At 72.5% G+C, this 22,340-nt stretch carries 19 protein-coding genes and 1 riboswitch; of the genes, 9 read left to right on the forward strand and 10 right to left on the reverse strand.

Annotated elements, in window-relative coordinates:
- Window positions 1-23 precede the first annotated feature (23 nt).
- A riboswitch (SAM riboswitch) is annotated at window positions 24-170 on the forward strand.
- The 4 genes from thrC (at window position 164) to groL (ending at window position 4,317) form a co-directional block, all read left to right on the forward strand.
- Window positions 164-1,471, forward strand: a complete 1,308-nt coding sequence (thrC, locus tag ACN9MM_RS21755) for a threonine synthase (RefSeq protein ID WP_426368794.1) — start codon at window positions 164-166, stop codon at window positions 1,469-1,471. It overlaps the preceding riboswitch by 7 nt.
- Window positions 1,472-1,509: 38 nt before the next feature.
- The gene (locus ACN9MM_RS21760; protein ID WP_017238235.1) at window positions 1,510-1,788 is read left to right on the forward strand and encodes a MoaD/ThiS family protein; all 279 of its coding nucleotides are present in this window, start codon (window positions 1,510-1,512) and stop codon (window positions 1,786-1,788) included.
- A 388-nt stretch (window positions 1,789-2,176) separates the two neighbouring features.
- Window positions 2,177-2,380 carry a cold-shock protein gene (locus tag ACN9MM_RS21765; RefSeq protein WP_015035246.1) on the forward strand — a complete coding sequence of 68 codons (204 nt, stop codon included), beginning with the start codon at window positions 2,177-2,179 and terminating at the stop codon, window positions 2,378-2,380.
- 308 nt (window positions 2,381-2,688) lie between these two features.
- Window positions 2,689-4,317 (forward strand): chaperonin GroEL, encoded by a 1,629-nt coding sequence (groL, locus tag ACN9MM_RS21770; protein WP_385566840.1) that lies wholly within the window; start codon window positions 2,689-2,691, stop codon window positions 4,315-4,317.
- A 105-nt stretch (window positions 4,318-4,422) separates the two neighbouring features.
- Here the strand turns inward: groL and ACN9MM_RS21775 are convergent, their stop codons facing one another.
- Both ACN9MM_RS21775 and ACN9MM_RS21780 read right to left on the reverse strand, forming a co-directional pair.
- Window positions 4,423-6,087: a hypothetical protein gene (locus ACN9MM_RS21775; protein WP_426365182.1), complete on the reverse strand. Its 1,665-nt coding sequence runs from the start codon at window positions 6,085-6,087 to the stop codon at window positions 4,423-4,425.
- On the reverse strand, window positions 6,077-7,747 hold the full coding sequence (locus tag ACN9MM_RS21780) for a hypothetical protein (RefSeq protein WP_426365183.1): 1,671 nt from the start codon (window positions 7,745-7,747) through the stop codon (window positions 6,077-6,079). Before ACN9MM_RS21780 ends, ACN9MM_RS21775 begins: the two co-directional genes overlap by 11 nt.
- Before the next feature lie 152 nt (window positions 7,748-7,899).
- Here ACN9MM_RS21780 and ACN9MM_RS21785 point away from each other — a divergent pair, with 152 nt between their 5' ends.
- Entirely contained in the window at window positions 7,900-8,370 is a 471-nt protein-coding gene (locus ACN9MM_RS21785) for an SRPBCC domain-containing protein (RefSeq protein WP_365230226.1), read from the forward strand.
- 4 nt (window positions 8,371-8,374) lie between these two features.
- Here the strand turns inward: ACN9MM_RS21785 and ACN9MM_RS21790 are convergent, their stop codons facing one another.
- Window positions 8,375-9,130 (reverse strand): class I SAM-dependent methyltransferase, encoded by a 756-nt coding sequence (locus tag ACN9MM_RS21790; protein WP_426365185.1) that lies wholly within the window; start codon window positions 9,128-9,130, stop codon window positions 8,375-8,377.
- A gap of 364 nt (window positions 9,131-9,494) precedes the next feature.
- Between ACN9MM_RS21790 and ACN9MM_RS21795 the strand changes: the two genes are divergently transcribed.
- Window positions 9,495-12,584, forward strand: a complete 3,090-nt coding sequence (locus ACN9MM_RS21795; protein WP_426365187.1) for an FG-GAP-like repeat-containing protein — start codon at window positions 9,495-9,497, stop codon at window positions 12,582-12,584.
- Between the two features lie 96 nt (window positions 12,585-12,680).
- Here ACN9MM_RS21795 and ACN9MM_RS21800 read toward each other — a convergent pair whose 3' ends face one another.
- Window positions 12,681-13,412, reverse strand: coding sequence for a transporter substrate-binding domain-containing protein (locus tag ACN9MM_RS21800; RefSeq protein ID WP_426365188.1), 732 nt, complete (start codon window positions 13,410-13,412; stop codon window positions 12,681-12,683).
- 234 nt (window positions 13,413-13,646) lie between these two features.
- Between ACN9MM_RS21800 and ACN9MM_RS21805 the strand changes: the two genes are divergently transcribed.
- Entirely contained in the window at window positions 13,647-15,146 is a 1,500-nt protein-coding gene (locus ACN9MM_RS21805; RefSeq protein WP_426365190.1) for an alpha/beta hydrolase, read from the forward strand.
- A 57-nt stretch (window positions 15,147-15,203) separates the two neighbouring features.
- Here the strand turns inward: ACN9MM_RS21805 and ACN9MM_RS21810 are convergent, their stop codons facing one another.
- Genes ACN9MM_RS21810 through ACN9MM_RS21820 form a run of 3 tightly spaced genes read right to left on the reverse strand, consistent with a single transcriptional unit; the run spans window position 15,204 to window position 18,605 of the window.
- On the reverse strand, window positions 15,204-16,673 hold the full coding sequence (locus tag ACN9MM_RS21810) for a PTS transporter subunit EIIC (RefSeq protein ID WP_426365192.1): 1,470 nt from the start codon (window positions 16,671-16,673) through the stop codon (window positions 15,204-15,206).
- 35 nt (window positions 16,674-16,708) lie between these two features.
- The gene (gene murQ, locus ACN9MM_RS21815) at window positions 16,709-17,629 is read right to left on the reverse strand and encodes an N-acetylmuramic acid 6-phosphate etherase (RefSeq protein ID WP_426365193.1); all 921 of its coding nucleotides are present in this window, start codon (window positions 17,627-17,629) and stop codon (window positions 16,709-16,711) included.
- Between the two features lie 58 nt (window positions 17,630-17,687).
- On the reverse strand, window positions 17,688-18,605 hold the full coding sequence (locus ACN9MM_RS21820; RefSeq protein WP_426365194.1) for a MurR/RpiR family transcriptional regulator: 918 nt from the start codon (window positions 18,603-18,605) through the stop codon (window positions 17,688-17,690).
- A 136-nt stretch (window positions 18,606-18,741) separates the two neighbouring features.
- On the opposite strand from ACN9MM_RS21820, the gene ACN9MM_RS21825 reads away from it, so the two are divergent.
- On the forward strand, window positions 18,742-19,098 hold the full coding sequence (locus ACN9MM_RS21825; protein ID WP_041130492.1) for a hypothetical protein: 357 nt from the start codon (window positions 18,742-18,744) through the stop codon (window positions 19,096-19,098).
- A gap of 13 nt (window positions 19,099-19,111) precedes the next feature.
- Window positions 19,112-19,381 carry a DUF4031 domain-containing protein gene (locus tag ACN9MM_RS21830; protein ID WP_426365195.1) on the forward strand — a complete coding sequence of 90 codons (270 nt, stop codon included), beginning with the start codon at window positions 19,112-19,114 and terminating at the stop codon, window positions 19,379-19,381.
- 34 nt (window positions 19,382-19,415) lie between these two features.
- Here ACN9MM_RS21830 and cpt read toward each other — a convergent pair whose 3' ends face one another.
- The 3 genes from cpt to ACN9MM_RS21845 all read right to left on the reverse strand — a co-directional run bounded on the left by cpt (window position 19,416) and on the right by ACN9MM_RS21845 (window position 22,191).
- The gene (gene cpt, locus ACN9MM_RS21835) at window positions 19,416-19,937 is read right to left on the reverse strand and encodes a chloramphenicol phosphotransferase CPT (RefSeq protein WP_426368795.1); all 522 of its coding nucleotides are present in this window, start codon (window positions 19,935-19,937) and stop codon (window positions 19,416-19,418) included.
- Between the two features lie 239 nt (window positions 19,938-20,176).
- On the reverse strand, window positions 20,177-21,388 hold the full coding sequence (locus ACN9MM_RS21840; protein ID WP_426365197.1) for a Cmx/CmrA family chloramphenicol efflux MFS transporter: 1,212 nt from the start codon (window positions 21,386-21,388) through the stop codon (window positions 20,177-20,179).
- 137 nt (window positions 21,389-21,525) lie between these two features.
- Complete coding sequence (locus ACN9MM_RS21845) at window positions 21,526-22,191, reverse strand: HD domain-containing protein (RefSeq protein ID WP_426365198.1); 666 nt, start codon at window positions 22,189-22,191, stop codon at window positions 21,526-21,528.
- Between the last annotated feature and the right edge of the window lie 149 nt (window positions 22,192-22,340).

Consider the following 22,340-nt stretch of genomic DNA (forward strand, 5'->3'; position numbering starts at 1 on the left):
CACCGCGCTTCACAATCGAATACCGCTCATCCAGAGGGGCAGAGGGAAACGGCCCGTTGAAGCCCCGGCAACCCTCCAGTCGGTTCGTCTCGTCCTCCAGCGAGGTCCCCGACTAGGGAAGGTGCCAAATCCGTCTCATGGCGAAAAATTCGTCATGGGAAAGATGAGGAGAAAGGGCCTCGCCTCCATGGCTGTTCAGACCGTCGCACCCACCAACGTCGACCTCGGTCCCGCGTCCGGGCTTTCCTGTCGCGAATGCGGTGAAGTCTTCCCGCTCGGCCCGATCTTCGCCTGCGAACTCTGCTTCGGACCGCTCGAAGTCGCGTACGACCTCCCCACCGGTGACCCCGAGGCGCTGCGCAAGCAGATCGAGGCCGGCCCCGCCAACATCTGGCGCTACGCCCCGCTGCTGCCCGTCCCCGCCGACGTCGCCGAGAAGCCGAACCTGAACCCCGGCTGGACCAAGCTCGTCCGGGCCGACAACCTCGCCGCCGCGATCGGCGTCGCCCCCGGCAAGCTCTTCGTCAAGGACGACTCCGGCAACCCGACCCACTCCTTCAAGGACCGGGTCGTCGCCCAGGCGCTCGAAGCCGCCCGCGCCTTCGGCTTCACCACCCTCTCCTGCTCCTCCACCGGCAACCTGGCCGGCGCCGTCGGCGCCGCCGCCGCCCGCGCCGGCTTCCGCTCCTGCGTGTTCATCCCGCACGACCTGGAGCAGGGCAAGGTCGTCATGGCCGGTGTCTACGGCGGTGACCTCGTCGCCATCGAGGGCAACTACGACGACGTCAACCGCTTCTGCTCCGAGCTCATCGGCGACCCGCTCGGCGAGGGCTGGGGCTTCGTGAACGTCAACCTCCGCCCGTACTACGGCGAGGGCTCCAAGACGCTCGCGTACGAGATCTGCGAGCAGCTCGGCTGGGTCATCCCCGACCAGCTCGTCATCCCGATCGCCTCCGGCTCCCAGCTCACCAAGATCGACAAGGGCCTGCAGGAGCTCATCAAGCTGGGCCTCGTCGAGGACAAGCCGTACAAGATCTTCGGCGCCCAGGCCGAGGGCTGCTCCCCGGTCTCCGCCGCCTTCAAGGCCGGTCACGACGTCGTCCGCCCGCAGAAGCCGAACACGATCGCCAAGTCGCTCGCGATCGGCAACCCGGCCGACGGCCCGTACGTCCTCGACATCGCCCGCCGCACCGGCGGCGCCGTGGAGGACGTGAACGACGAGCAGGTCGTCGAGGCCATCAAGATCCTCGCCCGCACCGAGGGCATCTTCGCGGAGACCGCGGGCGGCGTGACCGTCGGCGTCACCAAGAAGCTCGTCGAGGCCGGTCTCATCGACCCGGACCTCACCACCGTCGTCCTCAACACCGGCGACGGACTCAAGACCCTGGACGCGGTGGCCGACACCTCTCAGGCGACCGTCACCATCCGCCCGAGCCTGGAGGCGTTCCGCGACGCCGGCCTGGCCGTCTGAGTCCGTCCCCTCCTGGCCCACCGAAAGGTTCCGAAGACATGGCCGTGAACGTCCGCATCCCCACCATCCTCCGCACCTACACGGGCGGGCAGTCCGAGGTCCAGGCCGAGGGCGCGACCCTCGCCGAGGTCATCGCGGACCTGGAGAAGAACCACACGGGCATCGCCGCCCGCGTCCTGGACGACCAGGGCAAGCTGCGCCGCTTCGTCAACGTCTACGTCAACGACGACGACGTGCGCTTCGAGCAGGGCCTGGAGACGGCCACCCCGGCCGGCGCGGGCGTCTCGATCATCCCGGCCGTCGCCGGAGGCTGCTGAGCCTTACCCGTCGGTACGAATTGCCCCTTCCGCGCGATAAGCGGAGGGGGCAATTCTGCATGGTTGAGCGAGGTAGAGTTGGGGAAGTCCCCTCCGCTGCTCATGCCGGCCGCATATGAGAATGCGTCCCCGCACGACAAGAAGCAGCCAAAGTGCCTGCGCGTTGTGTACGTTCTGCGCGCTTTGCCGGGCCCGACTTGCCCCGTAATTCCGGGGATTATCCCCAATTCCCCTTTCCGGGACGCCCAGAATTCTCGGTCGAATGACCTGTTGCAGAGGGCAGTTGGGCAGATACATTCAGCGGCGGTCGACGCGTTCCGGCGCAGGGTCTGACCCGGGTCCGCGAGGTGCGGGTCCCGCGCAAGGGCCAGTAATAGGGGAGTTAGGCATGGCTCAGGGCACCGTCAAGTGGTTCAACGCGGAGAAGGGCTACGGCTTCATCGCGGTAGACGGTGGTGCGGATGTTTTCGTCCACTACAGCGCGATCCAGATGGATGGCTACCGCAGCCTCGAAGAGGGCCAGCGGGTCGAGTTCGAGATCTCGCAGGGCCAGAAGGGTCCGCAGGCGGACATGGTCAAGCTCGCCGTCTGAGCGCGGCGCGATCGGCCACCGACGCAACGCCGTCGAGGGGTCCGCATCCCTGAGGGGATGCGGACCCCTCGTGCGTTCCCGAACCTCGTCCGCGAGGTGCCCGATCCACGAGAGTCGCTTGCACTCGCATGGGTCGAGTGCTAATCATTGGCGTTAGCACTCGGAAGGTGAGAGTGCTTACGAGGATCGGGCAGACGAGGCCCGCGGCCAGGTGGGGCAAGGAACCGCCGGGCACGCAGGCCGTCCGTCGCGGGCGTCGGCGCGGTCCTGGAGCGTTATCCACCCCATGTCCGGGAGGACCACTTCACATGGCCAAGATCATCGCGTTCGACGAGGAGGCCCGGCGCGGTCTCGAGCGCGGCATGAACCAGCTCGCTGACGCCGTCAAGGTCACCCTCGGCCCGAAGGGCCGCAACGTCGTCCTCGAGAAGAAGTGGGGCGCCCCCACGATCACCAACGATGGTGTCTCCATCGCCAAGGAGATCGAGCTCGAGGACCCGTACGAGAAGATCGGCGCCGAGCTGGTCAAGGAAGTCGCCAAGAAGACGGACGACGTCGCCGGCGACGGTACGACCACCGCCACCGTTCTCGCCCAGGCGCTCGTCCGCGAGGGCCTCCGCAACGTCGCCGCCGGTGCCAACCCGATGGCCCTCAAGCGCGGTATCGAGAAGGCCGTCGAGGCCGTCTCCGGCGCCCTGCTCGAGCAGGCGAAGGATGTCGAGACCAAGGAGCAGATCGCTTCCACGGCCTCCATCTCCGCCGCCGACACCCAGATCGGCGAGCTCATCGCCGAGGCGATGGACAAGGTCGGCAAGGAAGGCGTCATCACCGTCGAGGAGTCCCAGACCTTCGGTCTGGAGCTGGAGCTCACCGAGGGCATGCGCTTCGACAAGGGCTACATCTCGGCGTACTTCGCCACCGACATGGAGCGCATGGAGTCGTCGCTCGACGACCCGTACCTCCTGATCGTCAACTCCAAGATCTCCTCCGTGAAGGACCTCCTTCCGCTCCTGGAGAAGGTCATGCAGTCGGGCAAGCCGCTGCTGATCATCGCCGAGGACGTCGAGGGCGAGGCCCTGTCGACCCTGGTCGTCAACAAGATCCGCGGCACCTTCAAGTCCGTCGCGGTCAAGGCCCCGGGCTTCGGCGACCGCCGCAAGGCCATGCTGAACGACATCGCCATCCTCACGGGCGGCACGGTCATCTCCGAGGAGGTCGGCCTCAAGCTCGAGAACGCGGGCCTGGACCTGCTCGGCCGCGCCCGCAAGGTCGTCATCACCAAGGACGAGACCACCATCGTCGACGGTGCCGGTGACAGCGAGCAGGTCGCCGGTCGCGTGAACCAGATCCGCGCCGAGATCGAGAACTCCGACTCGGACTACGACCGCGAGAAGCTCCAGGAGCGCCTCGCGAAGCTGGCCGGCGGCGTGGCCGTCATCAAGGCCGGTGCCGCGACCGAGGTCGAGCTCAAGGAGCGCAAGCACCGCATCGAGGACGCCGTTCGCAACGCGAAGGCGGCCGTCGAGGAGGGCATCGTCGCCGGCGGTGGCGTGGCCCTGCTCCAGGCGTCGAGCGTCTTCGAGAAGCTCGAGGCCGACCTGGCGGGCGACGAGGCCACCGGTGCCAACATCGTCAAGCTGGCCCTCGAGGCCCCGCTGAAGCAGATCGCCGTCAACGCCGGCCTCGAGGGCGGCGTCGTGGCGGAGAAGGTCCGCAACCTGCCCGTCGGCCACGGCCTGAACGCCGCGACCAACGAGTACGTCGACCTCATCGCCGAGGGCATCATCGACCCGGCGAAGGTCACGCGCTCCGCGCTGCAGAACGCCGCGTCGATCGCCGCGCTGTTCCTCACCACCGAGGCCGTCATCGCCGACAAGCCGGAGAAGGCCGCCGCGCCGGCCGGCGGCGGCATGCCGGGCGGTGACATGGACTTCTGATCCTGACGGATCGGTGGTTCATCGCTGAACGCGCAGCTCGCGCACGCGAACGAGGGCGGCACCCCCACCAGGGGGTGCCGCCCTCGGGCGTTTCACGGGACGGGCTCAGCGCACGTCGACGTAGTCCCCGCCGGCCGAGGCCGGGGAGTTGAAGTGCCGGTAGTCACCGAAGCAGTGGATCCGCCAGGAGCCGTCGGCGCCCGCCTTCGCCCTGAGGGAGACCTTGCCGGTGGAGCCGGAGCGGCCGGAGGCCACGGTGTTCCAGGTCCGCGAGCCCTTCGGCTGGAACTGCAGCACCACCGGCGCGTTCCCGTACGCACGCCAGGCGCCGTCCCAGTAGTGCTGGAGCCCGCCGGTGACGGTCACGTACCCGTTCTTGGCGACGGGCTCGGGACCCGCGTTCAGCGAGACGATCCGGGTGTCGTTGCGGACGAGCCGGAAGGAGGGCGAGGTGACCCCGGCGAGCTCGTCGGTCGTCAGGTGACGGACCCGGAACCAGCCGCCCCGGCTGCCCTTCGCAAGGAGCGAGATCCGCTCCCAGGACAGCGACGTCTCCCGGAGCGGGACGCGCTTCCAGCCGCCGTCGACGGACTGCTCCAGCTGCACGTTCTGCTGGGACATGGAGATGTCCGGCGCGTACCGCGCGCGGAGTTCGAGGGACACCGAGAGCGTGCCGTCGGCGGACAGCGACGCGCCGCGGAGGTCGAGGCGGGACTCCAGGGGGACGGCGAGCGGGCCCGAGAGCCGGTCGAAGCTCAGGAACGGGTCGCCCGAGGTGACCTCCCACTCGTACTGGCCGGAGCCGGCCGTGGCGAGGAGCTTCGCGGTGAACCGGCCGTCCGCGCCCGTGCGCAGGGTTCTGATCTGCGGACCGAAGGCCACGCGGACGGGCTGGTCGGCGAGCGGCGCGCCCGCGGCGGCCGGGTCGGTGAGGCGTCCGGTCACGGTGACGGTCTCGCCGGTGAGCGCCCGCTTCCGGTCGGCGGCGGCGGTGGCCGTCGCGCGGAGCGGCTTGTACTCCCAGACCTGCCGCGAGGCGCTGACGCTGCCGTGCACCTCGGCGCTGTCCTCGGCGAACGAGGCGGTGAAGGAGTCACCGGTGCCGGTGACGGCGTACGGCGCGCCGGCGAAGTCGCCGGCGGCGGAGGTGACGAGGGTCCGGGGGGTCTCGTCGGCCGCGTCGTCGCGCCGGACGGTGACCGTGCGGTCCGGGAGCGGCACGATGTCCCCGGAGCCGGGCTGGACGGCGCTCAGGTTGCCCTGGGGGCGGGCGTTGCGGTCGTCCCAGGCGGGGACGCCCACGCCGAAGGAGACGAGGTCCGGCCGCAGCCGGAAGTCGAGCCGGCCGGCGTCCGTGCGGGTGAGCTTGTTGCCGAGCGAGTCGGTGGCGGTGACGTCGATGGCGTACGTCCCGAGGGACGGGAGGGTGCCGCCGTCCTCGACGAGCTTCAGGGTGGCCTCGGCGGGCAGCCGGTAGGTGGCGGCCTGTGTCGGGTCCCAGGTGGGTCCGGGGGTGAGCGACGGGATGTCGGCGAGGACGGTGTCGCCCTGCCGGATCCGGGCCGAGACGGCGGTGACCTTGGCCTGCGGGGCGTCGGTCCAGGCGGTCACAGCGAAGGTGCCGCGCTGGGTGTCGTCGGTGACGGCGCGGCCGATGCCGACCGTCGGGGTCGCCGCGGGGGTGGTGTCGGCGAGGGCGGGGGCGGTCGTCGCGGCCAGGGCCACGGCCGCGACGGCGGCCGTCAGGGAGAGGCGGAGGTCAGCGCGCATCGATGTACTTCGCATTCGTCTCGCTGTAGAAGTAGCTTCCCGTGGTGTTGAGGAAGAGCGCCCAGGAGCCGTCGCCGTAGGCGGTGGCGCGGTAGTTGAACCTGCCGCTGCTGTCGGTGGTGATGCTCTTGGTCACCCAGTACCACTGGTTCTCGCCCTTGGGCTTGTAGACCAGGGTCAGCTTGGTGCCGGCGAGCGGCTTCCAGACGCCGTTCACCTTGCGCTGGACGGTGCCGGAGACGGTCATCTTGCCGTTCACCGTGGGCCGGGTGGGGCTGATGGTGAAGGCGGAGAAGCGGGTGGGCGTGCGGCCCCGCTTCAGGCTCGGGCTGGTCTTGGCGACGAACTGGTTCGTCTCCGGGTGCTGCACCCGGTAGAGCGCGGACTCGTAGCCCTGGAGCGTGAACTTGTACATGCAGTTCGTGTCGGTCCGGCCGGAGCGCAGGGTGCGCCAGGTCCGTCCGCCGTCCAGGGAGGCCTGGAGCGTCACGGGCTGGGTCTCGTAGCAGGTGTAGCTGCTGCTGATGCTGCCCGAGACGTCGAGCCTGCCGTGCTCGTCGAGGGTGGCGGTGTACGGCGCGAAGGTGAACTGCTGCGGGACGACGATGTCGATCTTGTCGAAGGGCCGGGGGTCCCCCGTGAAGTACGGGGAGGGCCGCAGCGAGGCGTAGACGAAGTCGGTCGCGTACTGGGCCCGCGCGGGGAACGAGAAGGTGCCGGTCGCCGAGGAGGCGGTCGAGCCGAGCACGTTGACCGCGCTGCTCTCGTACCAGGAGGGCTGGGTTCCGGTGGCGACGACGGGCGCGCCGGCGAAGGGCTTCCAGCCGGTGTCCGTGAGCCGTTCGACGAGTCCGGTGACGCGGAGGTCCGTGCCGGCGCGGACGCGGTACCTGTCGCCCTCGGCGGTGATCCGGTACCGCGTCTGCTCGATCTGCACGTCCGGCAGGCGGTTGTTCGGGTCGTCCGGGTCGATGCCGGCGCTCGGGACGACGGTCGCCGTGCCGCCGGTGAGCCGGCCCTGGGGCGTGACCGTCACCGAGAAGGTGCCGTCGGCGCGGACGGTCGCGGTGCCCGTGCGGTCGACGTATCCGCTGATGCCGTACGTCTGGAACCAGAACTGCACCCGGGTGCCCTCGGGCGCGGTGGAGCGCTCGCCGGTGGCCGGGTTCCAGCTGGTCGTGGTGCCGGAGAGGACGACCTGAGGATGGTCGTAGCTGGTGGTCGCGCGGTCGGCGGTGATCCTGCCGACACCGACGTGCGGCTTGTGGCTGTAGGCCGTGCCCGTCCGGGAGGTGGTGGTGCCGCCGGGCCGCCGGTAGTCGATCCGGACCGGGTAGTCGCCGAGGGCGGTGCCCTCGGGGAGGGTGACGCGCGCGTCGGTGGTCCAGTACCCGTTGAGCCGGGTCAGCTCCTCCGTGGAGGCGAGCACCGGGGCGTCCGGGGCGGTGGAGGCCAGCACGCTGACCTTGACCCAGAGCGCGTCGCTGAGCAGCCCGACGCGGTAGCGCCCGTCGTCGAGCGTGGTGTCGGCGGTGTTCACCACGTCCGCGTGCGCGGCCGGGGCGTGGATGACGGCGGGCGTGAGGACGCCCGCGGAGAGAGCGAAGACGGCTGCCGCACGGACGAATGCGTGCGGAAGCCTGCGCGTCGAGCGCGGCAAAGGGACCCCCCACAGGTCTGAGATCGCGGTCCCGTCCTCATGCGGACGGCCGCGTGGCAGAACTTTAGCGCTCACCTGTTGAACATGTTCATTCGCTTTACGGGAGTGCCGGGGTGATCCTGGAATGGCCCCTTCGTGAAGGGAACGGAGCCATGGTCACCCTGCTCACGACGCCGGCCGACCGCGAACTGGTCATCACGCGCACCTTCGGCGCCCCGCCGGCCCGCGTCTGGGAGGCGTGGACGCGGCCCGAGCACGTGCGGGAGTGGTACGGGGCGGCGGGGCTGACCACGTCCGTCGTCGACATCGACCTGAGGGCGGGCGGTGCCTGGCGCTGGGGCCAGACGGGGCCGGACGGCCAGGAGATCGTCTTCTCCGGCACGTACGAGGACGTCGTCCCGGTGGAGAGGCTCGACTACACGGAGGTCTTCGAGCAGATGCCGGACGCCGAGCCGGTGCGCGTGATCCTCACCTTCGACGCGACGCCCGACGGCGGCACGGCCCTGACCAGCACGTCCTTCTGGCCCTCGAACGAGACGAGGGACCAGGCGCTGGCGGCGGGCATGGAGGCGGGGGTGCGGGAGCAGTACGACCGGCTGGCGGAGCACCTGGCGGGGATGTAGCCGCTCAGGGGCGGCGGAAGAGCCCCGTCCAGAGGAACGATTCGCCGAAGGCCGGGGAGTCCGGGGTCTCGGCGCGCATGCGGCGGAGCTCGATCTCCGTCAGGCCGGCCCCCGCCGGGTCGGCGAAGACCGCGCGCAGCGAGGCGTCGGTGTAGGCGAGTCCGCCGTGCAGCCTGCCCTGCCGGTAGAAGTCGGCGTCGGGGAGTTCGGAGCCCATGCCGCCCTCGCCGGCCGCGAACGCGGTGAGCGCGAGGTGGCCGCCGGGGGCGAGGGCGCGGTCGAGGAGGGCGAGGTAGCTGATGCGGCGGTGCGGGGGGAGGTGGTGGAAGCAGCCGGAGTCGTAGATCAGGTCGTACGGCCCGTCGAGGGCGGCCGTGAAGGCGTCCCCGCACACGAACCGGACGTTCTCGGCGTCGGCCGCGTCGGCCCGTTCCTCCGCCCAGGCGACGGCCGTGGGGGAGAGGTCGACGCCGGTCACGTCGAAGCCGGCCGACGCGAGGTACAGGGCGTTCCGGCCGGGTCCGCAGCCGAGGTCGAGGACCTTGCCGCCGGCCGGGAGCAGGCCCTGCTCGACGTACGAGAGGAGGTTCTCGTCGGGCTTCGCGACGAAGAACGGCACCGGCTTGTCCCGGTCCGCGTAGAACCCGTCCCACCAGTCGGCGCCGCCCTCCGTCCACCGGTCGGCGCCGGGCGAGAACAGGCCGTCGAGCAGGGTCAGTACGTCGTCGATCGTGCGGATGTCGCGGTGCGTGGCGTCCATGTGGATCTCCCCTCCGAGTCCCTCAAGAATAAGGGGAGTTGAGGAAAAAGCCCAGGTCAGAGGTGGTGTGCGAATGGCCTGTGCGGGCGCTGGGCGGGCCGTGGCGGGGGCCAGGACCCCCTGGGGTGGAATCGGCGTACGGACCCCCGGAAGGCCGCCCCGAAGCCCCGGAAGGACCCTTCCAGGGCTTCGCCGAGCCGGGTTTCTGGCGCCTTCGATTCGCTTGAATGTACGATCCGGCTGCCGACAGGGGGGGTCCCGCCGGCCCCCGGCCGCGCGGTCCGCTCCGCCCTGCCGTTCTGCCCTTCGCGCCCTGCCCTCCCTCGTCGTACCCGTCTTCACACCCGTACGAGGGGACACGTACTTGTCCGTCCGAAGAGCCGTCGCGCTCGCCCTGAGCGCGACCCTGGGCCTCACCGGCCTGACGGCCGCCGCACCCTCCGCCACGGCGGCGTCCGACGCGCCGTACGACGTCACGATCCCCGCGCCGGCCGACCCCGCCGGAACATCCGGGATGGTCCTCACCGCCGCGGGAACCGGCGTCCAGATGATGCGCGTCGGAGAGATCGCGTACCCCGTCTGGCAGAGCCTGAAGGACGGGCGGGTCGCCCACGGCCCGGGCTGCGCGTCGGGCGACTGGTTCTTCCACGGCGACCGGGTCGTCTGCGTGTCGTCCCTGGGGGACGAGGCCACCGTCCACGACTTCGCGAGCGGTGCCGACTTCACCCGGCCCCTCGGATTCGAGAAGTGGTACCCCGTCGTCGGCGCGGACCGGCTGCTCGCCGCCGACTCCGGCGCGGACGGGGTCGTCCTCCACCTGCTGGGTTATGGCCCGGACGCCCCCGCCGACCCGGACGTGCCCCTCCCGGGCGACCAGCTGCCCTCGGTCCTCGGCCACGACGACACGGGCGCGCTCATCGCCTACGGCGACCGGACCGCGCTGGTCGACTTCGCCACGGGCACTCTCACCCCCGTGCCCGCCCTGCCGTTCGTCGCGCCGTACCCCGAAGCGGTGCTCAGCGCCGACTGGATCGTGCGGTACGAAGAGTCGGGCGCCGGCCGGGCGTTCGTCGTCTCCCGCACCGACCCCGGCGACCCGGGCCGGACGGTGAAGCTGCCCGCCGCCGACGACGCCCAGGGGCGCATCGGCGTCGCCGGCGACTGGATCGTCGGGCAGTACTCCGATCCGTACTCCTCCGAGACCCCGCCGACCCTCGCCACGCCGATCGACGGCGGCGAGACGCGCGACCTCGGCGTCCCGGCGAACGGAGGGGTGGAGACCGGCGCGGACGGCGCCCTCTACACGGTGGGCGGCACCGACCCCGCGCACTGGGGCGTGCGCCGGATCGCGCCGGGCCCCGACGGGACCCCGGTGACCTCCCAGGTCCTGGCCCTCCCCCCGACCCTCCCGTACACGTCTCTGACCATGGCCAACGGCAGGGTCGTGACGGAGACGCTGACGGACACCCACACGCTCCGGGGCTTCGACGTGTCCCTCTCCGGCACGGGCGGGGCCGCGCAGCGGTGGACCTGTGACGCGCTGAAGGCCCTCGGCCCGAACTGCCCGTCGGTCCTCGCGTCGGACGGCACGTCCGAAGGAACGTGGTGGCGCGACACCGGGGACGGCCGGCTCGTCTCCCTGGAGAACGGCGGCCGTCCGGCCTCCGGCGGGCAGCCGGCCTGCAGCGACTGCGCCGTCACGGCCCGGGTGACCACCCCCGGATCCGCGGGCACCACGCGCAAGGTCACGCTCGCCCAGCCGGGCACGCTCCAGGTGAACACCGTGTACGAGGTCTCCGGCCGGTACGTACGCTTCCGCGGCACCACGGCCGCCGGGCGCCGCTCCCTCGTCGCGGACATCGAGACGGGGAAGATCCTCCGCGACACCGCCGTCGTCGGGCAGGCGCTGCAGGGCGGCCGCCTCTGGACGGCGTCCACGACGGACGGCACCGTGTCCGCCGTCGACCTGCGGACGGGCGCGACCGTGGAGACGCACGACCTCGGGACGAAGTGCGTCATCAGCACCCTGGAGGCCGCCGGCAGGTGGCTCTCCGCGCGCTGCGGGGGCTCGCAGTCCGTGACGATGTACGACCGGGAGAAGAAGGCGTCGACCACGTTCACGGTCGGCAGCACCGACCTGGCGCGACTGGGCGACGGCTTCATCGTCCACAGCTCCTACGGCGCCGCGGGCCATGCGCTGTGGGTGACCGACCTCCGGTCCGGTGCGCGCGTGGACCGCTCGTACGACCCCCTCGCCTCCGCGGACGTCCCCACGCCCCCCACCTGGACGGTCGACCGCTTCGGCGGCGGCTTCGCGTACATCGACTCCTGGCGGGCCGTCCACGTCGTCGGCCTCGGCGGCGCCACGAGCCGGCTGACCGCCCTCGACTCCGACGTCCCCGCCGCGAACCTGAAGTCGGCGCCCTGGAAGCCCCGCTGGTGGCTCTCCAAGCCCGCCGCGTCCTGGACGCTGACGCTCAGGCACAAGGCGACCGGCAGGACCGTCCGTACGCTCACCGGCGGTGAGGCCCGCGGCATCGTCGCGCCCTCCTGGGACGGGAAGGACGCGGCCGGGCGGTTCGTCGCCAACGGCGCCTACACGTGGGCGCTGAGCGTGAAGGCCGCCGACGGCCACGGCGCCGACCTGTCCGTGTCCGGTGCCGTCTCCGTGACCGGCGGCGCCGCCGTGTGGCGCGACCTCGCCGGGGACGACGGGTTCGGGGACCTGCTCGTGACGGACACCGCCGGGCGCGTGTCGATGTACCGGGGGACCGGTACGGGCGCGCTCTCGGCGCGGATCGCCGGTACGGGAACCACGTTCCCGACGACCGCCGTCCTCGTGCCGGTGGGCGACCTGAACGGAGACCGGTGCGCCGACGTCTACGCGAGGGTCGGCGACCAGCTGCGGGCCTACCACCCCGGGTGCGGCAAGGTCGTCTCGGCGGCCTCCCCGTACACCGTGGTCGGCTCGGGCTGGGCGCAGTACGACGTGCTGACCTCGCCCGGTGACGTCAACGGCGACGGGTACGCGGACCTGGTCTCGCGTCAGGCGTCCACCGGTGACGTGTACTTCGTCGGCGGCACGGCCGACCACCGGCTCAAGGCCCGGGTCCGGACCGGCACGAACTGGAAGCTGTACAAGAAGCTGCTCGGCGCCGGCGACCTCAACGGTGACGGACGCGGCGACCTGCTGGGCGTGGACGCCTCCGGCGTCCTGTGGCGCTACTACTCCACCGCGACCGGCGGCGTCACCCCGCGCGTGAAGGTCGGCCCCGGCTGGGGCGGCTACTCCTCGCTCCTCGCCGTCGGCGACCTGTCCGGGGACGGGCGCGCCGATCTCGTGGCCCGCGACACCGCCGGGAAGCTCTGGCGCTACAGCGGCACCGGGACCGGGGCGTACGGGGCCCGGGCGGCCATCGGCAGCGGCTGGAGCGGGTTCAAGGCACTGTTCTGAGCCTTTCCAGGACTCCGAGGGCCCGGCCGTTCGCGGCCGGGCCCTCGGGCGCCTCCGGGTGATCAGGCCGGTGGGGCCCCGGGCGTCTCCGGGTGGTCAGGCCGGCGGGGCCAGCAGGTCCTCGTCCTGTCCCGAGCGGCGCAGCGCGGCCGCGACGAAGCCGTTCGCCTTCAGCTCCTCCACCGTGTCGCGGAGGAACGCGACCGTCTCGGGGCGCCGGTCCACCGTCGTCCCGACGGCCTGCCGGATCTCCATGAACCGGCCCTCGATCAGCCGCACGTCGGGGTGGGCGGCGGCGTACGCGGTGAGCGGCTGCCGGATCCCCGCGCCGGCCTCCAGGCCCTCCGCCCGGAACGTGTCGACGCCCTCCTCGCCGCGCACCACGGTCGCGTGGGCGAGGCTCCGCGACAGGAACAGGTCATAGGCGGAACCCTTCTTGACCCCGATCCGGACGCCCGGCGCGTCCACCTCCTCGACGGTGGTGAGCGCCGAGCCGCGCGGCACGGCGTACACCCCCTCGATCACGGCGTACGGGGCGGTGAACGCGACCTCCGTCTCACGCGCCGGGTCCACGGCGAGGAAGCAGAGGTCCGCCCGGCCGTCCGCCATCGCGTCGAAGGACTTCCGCGCCGCGTCGAAGCAGAGCAGCTCGACGGGGAGGCCGAGCCGCGCCCCGATCTCCCGCGCCAGATCCACGGTGATCCCGCCCGGCGCCTCGGGGGTGCCCTGCGCGAGCACCGGGTTCCCGAGGTTGACGGAGGCCCGGAGGACCCCGGTGGGGGCGAGGTCGGCGGCGACGGCGGGGTTCGGTGTGGTGGTGGTCGTCATGGGCGGAGTCTAGGCAGGGGCATGGGCGCCGCCGGGCGGGGTGTCCGGGCGGGGGGCGGTGGGTGCCGCCGGGCGGGGTGTCCGGGCAGGGGGCGGTGGGTGCCGTCGGGCGGGGTGGTTGCCGTCCCCCGTCCGCCTCGGCGAACACCCCCCGACCGGGCGGGGGTTGGCCCCACCCCCGACCCGCCTGTCTGCCGGATGGGGCCCGTGGGCCCGGTCCGCGAGGCTGTGCGCATGACAACGAACCGTGGACGCAAGGCCCTGATGCTCACCCTCTCCGCCGCGGCCGTGGCCGGCATCGCCCTCGCCGGTGGCGGGGTCACGCCCGCCGCCGCTGCCGCCGGACTGCAGTGGGGCGACTGCGACCCCGCCGTGAAGCCGCTGCCGGGCCAGCAGTGCGCCACGCTCTCCGTCCCCCTCGACTACGCCGACCCGGAGGGCGCGCAGATCGGGCTCGCCGTCGCCCGGCTGCCCAGCACCCGGCCCGAGGCCCGGCGCGGGACGCTCATGGTGATCCCGGGCGGCCCCGGGAGCTCCGGCGTGCAGCGGCTCGGGCAGAAGGGGGCCGCCCTCGCGAAGGAGATGAACGGCGCGTACGACCTGGTCGCCTTCGACCCGCGCGGGGTCGGCGGCTCGGCGAAGGCCCGGTGCGGCTTCGACGAGGCCGACCGGCGCCTGGTGACCCTGCGGTCCTGGCCCGCCTCCGACGGCGGCATCGGCGAGAACGTGGCCCGCTCGCGGCGGATGGCCGAGGCCTGCGCGCGGAACGGGGGTGCGATGGTCCGCGGTCTCACGACGGCCAACCAGGCCCGGGACCTGGACCGGCTGCGGCAGGCGCTCGGCGAGCGGAAGCTGTCGGCGTGGAGCGTGTCGTACGGGACGTACGTGGCCGCCGTGTACGCCCAGAAGTTCCCGGAGCGCACCGACCGCTGGGTCCTCGACAGCAGCGCCGACCCGGACCCGAAGCGCGTCGCCCGGGGCTGGCTCGCGGGCATGGCGCGCGGCGTCGAGGACCGCTTCCCCGACTTCGCGGCCTGGGCCGCCCACCCGGACCGGGCGGCGGAGGGCCTGCGCCTCGCCGAACGCGCGGAGGACGTACGGCCGTTGTTCCTGGATCTGGCCGACAGGCTCGACCGCGAGCCGCGCCCGTCGACGACCCCCGGGACGCCGCTGACGGGCACGGAGCTGCGGCAGGCGCTCCAGCAGGCGCTCTACTCCGACGCCGCCTTCCCGGCCTTCGCCCGTCTGATGTCCCAGGCCCTCGACCCCGCGGGCGTGCCGGTGCTGCCGCCGGAGCTGGCCGGTCCGATGCCCGACGACGCGGCCACGGTGAGCGTCGGGGTGATCTGCAACGACGTCGACTGGCCCCGTTCCGTACCGGCGTACGAGCGGGCCGTCGCGGCGGACCGGGTGCGGTACCCGCTGACGGCGGGCCTGCCGGCGAACATCACGCCGTGCTCGTTCTGGAAGGGCGGCGCGGTGGAGAAGCCGACCCGGATCACCGACCGGGGCCCGTCGAACGTGCTCATGATCCAGAACCTGCGCGACCCGTCGACCCCGCACTCCGCCGGTCTGAAGATGCGCGAGGCCTTCGGCGACCGGGCGCGCCTGGTCTCCGTGGACAAGGGCGGCCACGCGGTCTACCTGGGGAACGGGAACGCGTGCGGCGACCGGGCGGTGACCCGCTTCCTGACGGAGGGCGTGCGCCCGGCGCAGGACGTGCTCTGCCCGTGACGGGACGGGAGAGGGCCCGCCGGGTTTCGCTCCCGGCGGGCCCTTCCGTATGTGCTCTCAGGCCTTCACGAGTTCCGGTTCCGGGGCCGGGGAGTCCGCCCGTACCCCTTCCTCGTCCGTCTCCACGTCGAACTCCTCCAGGAGTTCCTTGCTGAAGCCGAAGAAGTACGTCGCCACGAACCCGGCCGCGTAGCCGGTCAGCAGGCCGCCGGCGTAGATCGCGATCGTCGTGCCGAGGCCCTTGTCGCCGTCGAGGAGCGGGAAGAGCGCCCAGCCGGACGGGCCGATCGCCGTCGAGCCGACCTTGTCGCCCAGCATGCTGAAGAGGCCGACGAAGCCGCCGCCGAACGCGCCGCCGACGCAGGCCGTGACGAACGGGCGGCCCAGGGGCAGCGAGACGCCGTAGATCAGGGGCTCGCCGACGCCCAGGAAGCCGGCCGGCAGGGCGGACCTGATGGTGCGGCGGACGGAGCCGTTGCGGGGGAGCTTCACGTAGACGGCCAGGGCCGCGCCGACCTGCCCGGCGCCCGCCATCGCGAGGATGGGGAGCAGGACCGTGTACCCCTGCTGCTCGATGAGGGTGGTGTGGATCGGGATGAGCGCCTGGTGCAGGCCCAGCATGACGAGCGGCAGGAACAGGCCGCCGAGGAGGAAGCCGGCTCCGGCGCCCGCGTTCGCGAGGAGCCAGTCGGCGGCCTCTCCGATGGCCCGCGAGACCTCACCGGCCACGAACATCAGGCCGAAGATCGTGACCAGGCCCGAGACCAGGACGGTCAGGGTGGGGGTGACCAGGACGTCCAGGGCCTCCGGGACCCGGCGGCGGCACCACTTCTCCACGTACACGGCGAGGACCGCCGCGCCGAGCGCGCCGAGGACACCGCCCTGGCCGGGGGAGAGCGTCCGGCCGAAGGCGTCGATCTTGGCGACGCCGGGGAAGACGATGATCGCCGCGACCGCGCCGCCGAGGATCGGGGTGCCGCCGAACTCCTTGGCGGTGTTGTAGCCGACGAAGACCGCGATGAGGGCCATGAAGCCGCTGGCCATGGCCGCGAGGGCGGGGGTGACGGAGGACAGCCATCCGAGGTTGACCAGCAGTCCGTTGAGGCCGGCGATGATGCCGCAGCCGATGAGGGCGGGGATCAGCGGGACGAAGATGTTCGCGATCCGGCGGAGGAGGAGCTTGAACGGGGTCGCGTTCCTCGCCTTCAGGCCGGCCTTGATCGCCGCGCCCTGGCCGGCGAGGTCCTCCGCGGGGTGCTGGGGGGCCGACGCGGCCACCAGGGCCTCGAACTCCGGGGTCACGCGGGCGACGGTCCCGGGGCCGAGGACGATCTGGTACGTGTCGTCCTCGACGACCCCCATCACGGCCGGCAGGGCCTTGAGGGCCTCGTCCCGGACGAGCGAGCGGTCCCGCAGACCGAGCCGGAGGCGGGTCATGCAGTGGGCCACGGAGCCGATGTTCTCGGCGCCGCCGACGAGGGGGAGGATCGCGGCGGCGATGGCGCGGTTCTTGTCGTCTGTGCTCATGGTGCGGTGGCGCCTTGCTGTGAGGGGGGCTTCCGTCAGGCGTGCAGAGCCGTGCGCAGGTGACCCTCGGACGCGGTCAGCCGCTGCGCGGCGGTCGTGGCGTCGATGTCGGCGAGGATCATGAGGATGGCGTTCTTCACCTCGCCGTCGGCGGCGGCGAGCGCGGTCTCGATCTGCTCGTCCGGCGCACCGGTGGCCAGGGCGACGATGCGCCGCGAGCGGGCCTGGAGCTTCTCGTTGGAGGCGCGGACGTCGACCATCAGGTTTCCGTAGGTCTTGCCGAGGCGGATCATCGTGATGGTCGAGATCATGTTGAGGACGAGCTTCTGGGCGGTGCCGGCCTTGAGGCGGGTGGAGCCGGTGAGCAGCTCGGGCCCGGGGACGACCTCGATGCCGTGCTCGGCGGCGGCGGCGAGCGCGCTGTCCTCGTTGCAGGAGAGGCCGATGGTGAGCGCGCCGTGGGCGCGGGCGTGCTCGACGGCGCCGACGGCGTACGGGGTGCGGCCGGAGGCGGAGATGCCGACGACGGTGTCGTCGGCGGTGAGCCCGAGCGCGGTGAGGTCGGCGACCGCGAGTTCCTTGGAGTCCTCGGCGCCCTCGACGGCCTTGACCATGGCGGACGGGCCGCCCGCGATGAGGCCGACGACCTGCTCCGGGTCGGTGTTGAAGGTGGGCGGGCACTCGCTGGCGTCGAGGACGCCGAGGCGGCCCGCGGTGCCCGCGCCCAGGTAGATCAGCCGTCCGCCGCGGGCCATCCGCTCGGCGGTCGCGTCGATGGCGGCGGCGATCGCGGGGAGCTGTCGGGCGACGGCCTCGGGGACGGTCCGGTCCTCGCCGTTCATGGTGCGGGCGATGTCCAGGGTGGGGAGCTGGTCGATCTCGGCGAGTTCGGGGCGGAAGGCCTCGGTGGTGAGGGTGGCCAGCTGGGCGCGGAGTTCGGAGTACGTGGTGGGCACGGGGCGGGCTCTTTCGGTTGCGGCGGCGTCGTCGGCGCCGGTTCCTGGCGGGTCGTGGTCAGCGGGTGCGGGGCGAGTGGCGGTGGGCGAGGGCTTCGTACGAGGCGGCGAGGGCGGGGGCCGCCGTCTCGTACGTGCGCTGGGTGACGCAGGTGAACAGACAGTCCACGACCAGGAGCTGGCTGGTGCGGGACGACATGGCCGCGGGGCGCAGTTCACTCTCGCGGGCGGTCGAGGTGGTCAGGACGTGGTCGGCGTACTGGGTGACGGGGCCGTCCGGGCGGCCGGTGACGGCGACCGTGGTGGCGCCGTGGTCGAAGGCCACGCGGAGGGGTTCTATGACGTCGCCGGTGGAGCCGGAGTGGGTGATGGCGATGGCGACGTCGCCGGAGCGGAGCTGTACGGCGTTGGTGACGGCGAGGTGCGGGTCGCTGTGCGCGTGGGCGATCAGGCCGATCCGGAGCAGCTTCTGGCCGAGGTCCTGGGCGACGAGGCCCGAGGCGCCGACGCCGTAGATGTCGATGCGGCGGGCGACGGCGAGGGCGGCGACGGCGGCGCCGAGCTGGATGGTGTCGAGTCCGGCGGCGGTGTCGGCGAGGGTCTGCTGTTCGTCGTAGGCCAGCTTGGCGACGACGTCGGCGATCGGGTCGTCGACGGCGATGTCGGCGGTGACGGCCGGGGCGCGGCCGGACTGCTGCTGGGCGGCGAGTCCGGCGAGGGCGAGGCGCAGGTCGCGGTAGCCGGGGTAGCCGAGGATCCGGGCGGTGCGGACGACGGTCGCCTCGCTGGTGCCGGTGAGCTCGGCGAGGCCGGTGACCGTGAGGGCGGCGCAGCCGGCCGGGTCTCCGGCGACGGCCTCGGCGACCCGCTGCATGGAGCGGGTCATGGACGGCGCGAGGGTGCGCACCTTGGCGGCGAGGGCGGCGGGGGCGGGCGGCGCGTCGCTGGTGAAACTTTCCTTCACGTCATTGGTCACATCTGAAAGATACTTTCGGTGTGAGGGGGCGACAAGACCCCGCGGGCCCCGGATCCGGCGGGACTTCCGGGGCCTCCGGGGCGGTACTTCCGGAGGGGACCTTCGCCCTTTCCGTCGTACGGGTGACAATGAGTGCATGGACGACATCGACCCCGTGGAGCAGGCGCTGCACGCAGCTCGCGCGCTGGTTCTGGCCGACCTGGTGGCCCGGGAGGTCGCCGCAGCAGAGGTCGTGTCGATGGTGGAGGACGCGGTGACCCACCGCCGCTGGTGGGTCGAGCAGTGGCCCGAGGGGGTGTCGTACGTCGCCGGGCTCGTCGCCCAGGACGTGCAGGACGCCCTGCTGGAGCGGTACGGGCGCTGGCCGCTCTGCCCCGTCTGCGCCTCGGGCGACCCGCACGCCCTCGACGTGGAGCCGGAGCTCGGCCCGGACCCGCACTGGGTCTGCGGCAAGCAGGGCGTGGTGGTCGCCCCGGTGGGCGGCCTGACATGACGGGAGCCCACGCGTGAGCCTCTACATCGACCCACCGACCTGGCCGGGCCACGGCCGCATGTGGTCGCACCTGGTCAGCGACGTCTCCTTCGAGGAGCTGCACGCCTTCGCCGCCGGGATCGGCGCCCCGCCGCGCGCCTTCGAGCGCGACCACTACGACATCCCCTCCGACCGGTACGCGGACGCGGTGGCGGCGGGCGCGATCGAGGTCGGCTCGAAGGAACTGCTCCGCCACCTCACGAAGGCGGGCCTGCGACGGCCGAAGGGCCGGCCGGCTCTCTGAGGAGGGGCGTCAGGACCTCACCTCGGCCTGAGTGTCATCCGAGTGCGGCGGCGATGGCGCGGGCGCAGTCCAGGGACTCGGTGTGCGTCGTGTCGACCTCCAGGTCGTACTCCACGCCCTCGTGCACGATCAGGGCCTGCCGCGCGGCCATTCCGGTGGTCCGGTCCCCGCGGGCGGTCTCCCGGCCCTCGGCGACCGTGCTGTCGCACCGCACGCCGACCCACAGCACCGGCAGGTCGCCGAGGGCCTCGCGCCAGCGTCGCTGGGAGGCGGACCCGCCGAGGAAGACGTCGTCGACGACGATCCCGGCGCCGGCCCGGGCCATCGCCACGAGCCCTCCGGTCCAGGCGGCCTCCAGGGTCCGGAAGTCCGCTCCGACACCGACCCCGCCGTCGGCGTCGAAGACGATCCCGTCGTCGGAGTCCCGCAGCTTCGCGGGCAGGGCGTCGACGAACGAGTCGATGCCGAACGCCAGCCAGGGCTCCGGGAGGAGGGCCTGTAGGCACCGTACGATCCCGGTCTTGCCCGAGCTGGAACCGCCGTTGAGGATGATCATCCGCGTCGTCACCGCGCCACCCTAGGCCCTGTCGTCACACTCCCGCCTGCCCCGCGACGCCATGCACGCGCTCTCGCCGCACCGGGCACAAGCCCGAGTACGTCCAGTACGAGGGCTCGCGCCCGGCACGCCGAGAGCACGCACCTGACGCCGCGGGGCCGCCCTTCGGGCGACGACGGGAGTGTGACGACAGGGCCTAGGCCGCGCGGTGACGGCCCGCAGCCGGTTTCCGCCGGTCCTCAGCAGGAGGCCTCGGCGGTCTGCTCCCTCTTCTGTCCGGCCGCGCTCGATGTCACCACGCGGGACGTGGACCTGTGGAGCCGGAGGGCGACCGCCGCGGTGGCCAGGCCCAGGGCCGTCATGGCGGCGCCCGCCCAGGCCGTGGAGGCGTAGCCGAGGTCCGCGTCGATGACGGTGCCGCCGAGCCAGGGGCCGCCGGTGTTGCCGAGGTTGAAGGCGGCGGTGGTGGTGGCGCCGGCGAGGGTGGGGGCGGCGCCGGCGACGTTGAACATGCGGGCGTTGAGGGCCGGGGCGGTGAAGAAGGCCGAGACGCCGAGGAGGAAGGTCAGCAGGATCGTGGCGACCGGGCTGGGGGCGAGGAGCGCGAGGGCGACCAGGAAGACGGTCGAGGCGGCGATGCCGGTGAGCAGGACGCCGAAGAGGTGGGCGTCGGCGACGCGTCCGCCGATCGCCGTGCCGACCAGGGCGCCGATGCCGAAGAGGCCGAGGACGGCCGAGACCCAGCCGGCGTCGAGTCCGGAGACGTCGGTGAGGAGCGGGGCGAGGTAGGAGAAGGCGCAGAAGACGCCGCCGGCGGCGAGCGCGGTCATCGTGACGGCGAGGAGGACCTGGCGGTCGCGGTAGATGGCGATTTCCCGCCGGAGGCCGGGCCTGGTCGCGGGGAGCGGGATGTGCGGGATGCGGGTGACCACGCCGACGAGGGCGACCGCGGAGGCCGCGCCGACCGCCCAGAACGCCGAGCGCCAGCCGAGGTGTTCGCCGAGGAAGGCGCCGGCCGGGACGCCGAGGACGTTGGCGATGGAGAGTCCGCCGATCATGACGGCCATGGCCTTGGCGCGGGAGCCGACCGGGACCATCGCGATGGCGACGGCCGCGCCGACGGCCCAGAATCCGGCGCAGGCGAGGGCGCTGACGACGCGTGAGGCGAAGAGGACGGCGTAGTTCGGGGCGAGGGCGCCGGCGATCTGTCCGAGGCCGAAGACGGTGATGAGCGCGACGAGGGTCGTCTTGCGGGGCAGTCGGAGCGTCGCCACGGCGAGCAGTGGTGCGCCGACGACCATGCCGATCGCGAAGGCGGAGATGAGGAGCCCGGCGCGGGGGATGGAGACGTTCATGTCCTCCGCGATGGGCGGCAGGAGTCCGGAGAGCATGAACTCGCTGGTGCCGAGCGCGAAGACGGACAGGCCGAGGATGTACACGGCCAAGGGCATACGGGTGGGGGGTATGTGTTCGGGCGGGGAGGAGGTGGTGGTCGCGTGCTCGGCTGAGGAAGGCGGCATGACATGCGTCAACCTGTGCTTTGTGCCTGTCATTCCACGGCGGGCGGACTTCTCGGGATGTGGGACGGTCAGCCGCCGGTGGTCAGCTCCACGAGTTCACGCTCCAGGTTCTCCCGCGCCCTCTCCTCCCAGGCCGCCGCTCCGTACGGGGTGCGGAAGAGGCGGGGGAGGGCGAGGAGCTGGCGGAGGACGGCGGCGCGGCCCGCGCGGAAGTCCGGTTCCGGGACGAAGGCGTACTCCTCGCGGACCGCGGCCGCATACCCCTGGTAGGTGTCCGGGGCGGTGGCCAGGATCGCCAGGTCGGCATCGCAGAGGGTCTCGCCGTTGAGGTCGCCCGGGGCCGGGTCGTGGGTGGTCGTGAGGCGGACCAGGCGGGCCACCTCGGTCACCTCGTGCGGGGTGAGGCCCGCCTCGGCCAGGGCCTTCTCCGCCAGGAGCGCCGAGCGCTCCTCGTTCTCCGAGCGGTCCGGGCGGTAGACGGCGTCGTGGAACCAGGCGGCGAGCCGTACGAGTTCCAGCTCGCCGCCCTCCCCGCCCTGGTCGGCGAGCTCGTCGATGCGGTCGAGGACCGCCCTGAGGTGGTCGACCGTGTGGTAGTGGCGCTGGGGTTCGGCCCAGCGGGACAGCAGGTTCCGGCCGTACGGGGTGGGGTCGGGGCCCTCGCGGCCGGCGCGCGCGGCGAGCAGGGTGGCGTTCCAGCGTCGGAGCAGCGCGGGGTCCTGGTCTGCGGTCATGGGGGCATTCTGCCGGGCCGGGGGTGCGGAGGGCGTGCTTCCCGCGCGCGGAGGAAGCGGGGAGGGAGTGCGGAGGGGCGCTTCCCGCGCGCGGAGGAAGTGCGGAGGGGGTGCTTCCCCGTGTCCTCGTCCGGGCCCTCATCCCACTC

The sequence above is a fragment of the Streptomyces sp. E-08 genome (assembly GCF_049913095.1).
Lineage (GTDB): Bacteria > Actinomycetota > Actinomycetes > Streptomycetales > Streptomycetaceae > Streptomyces.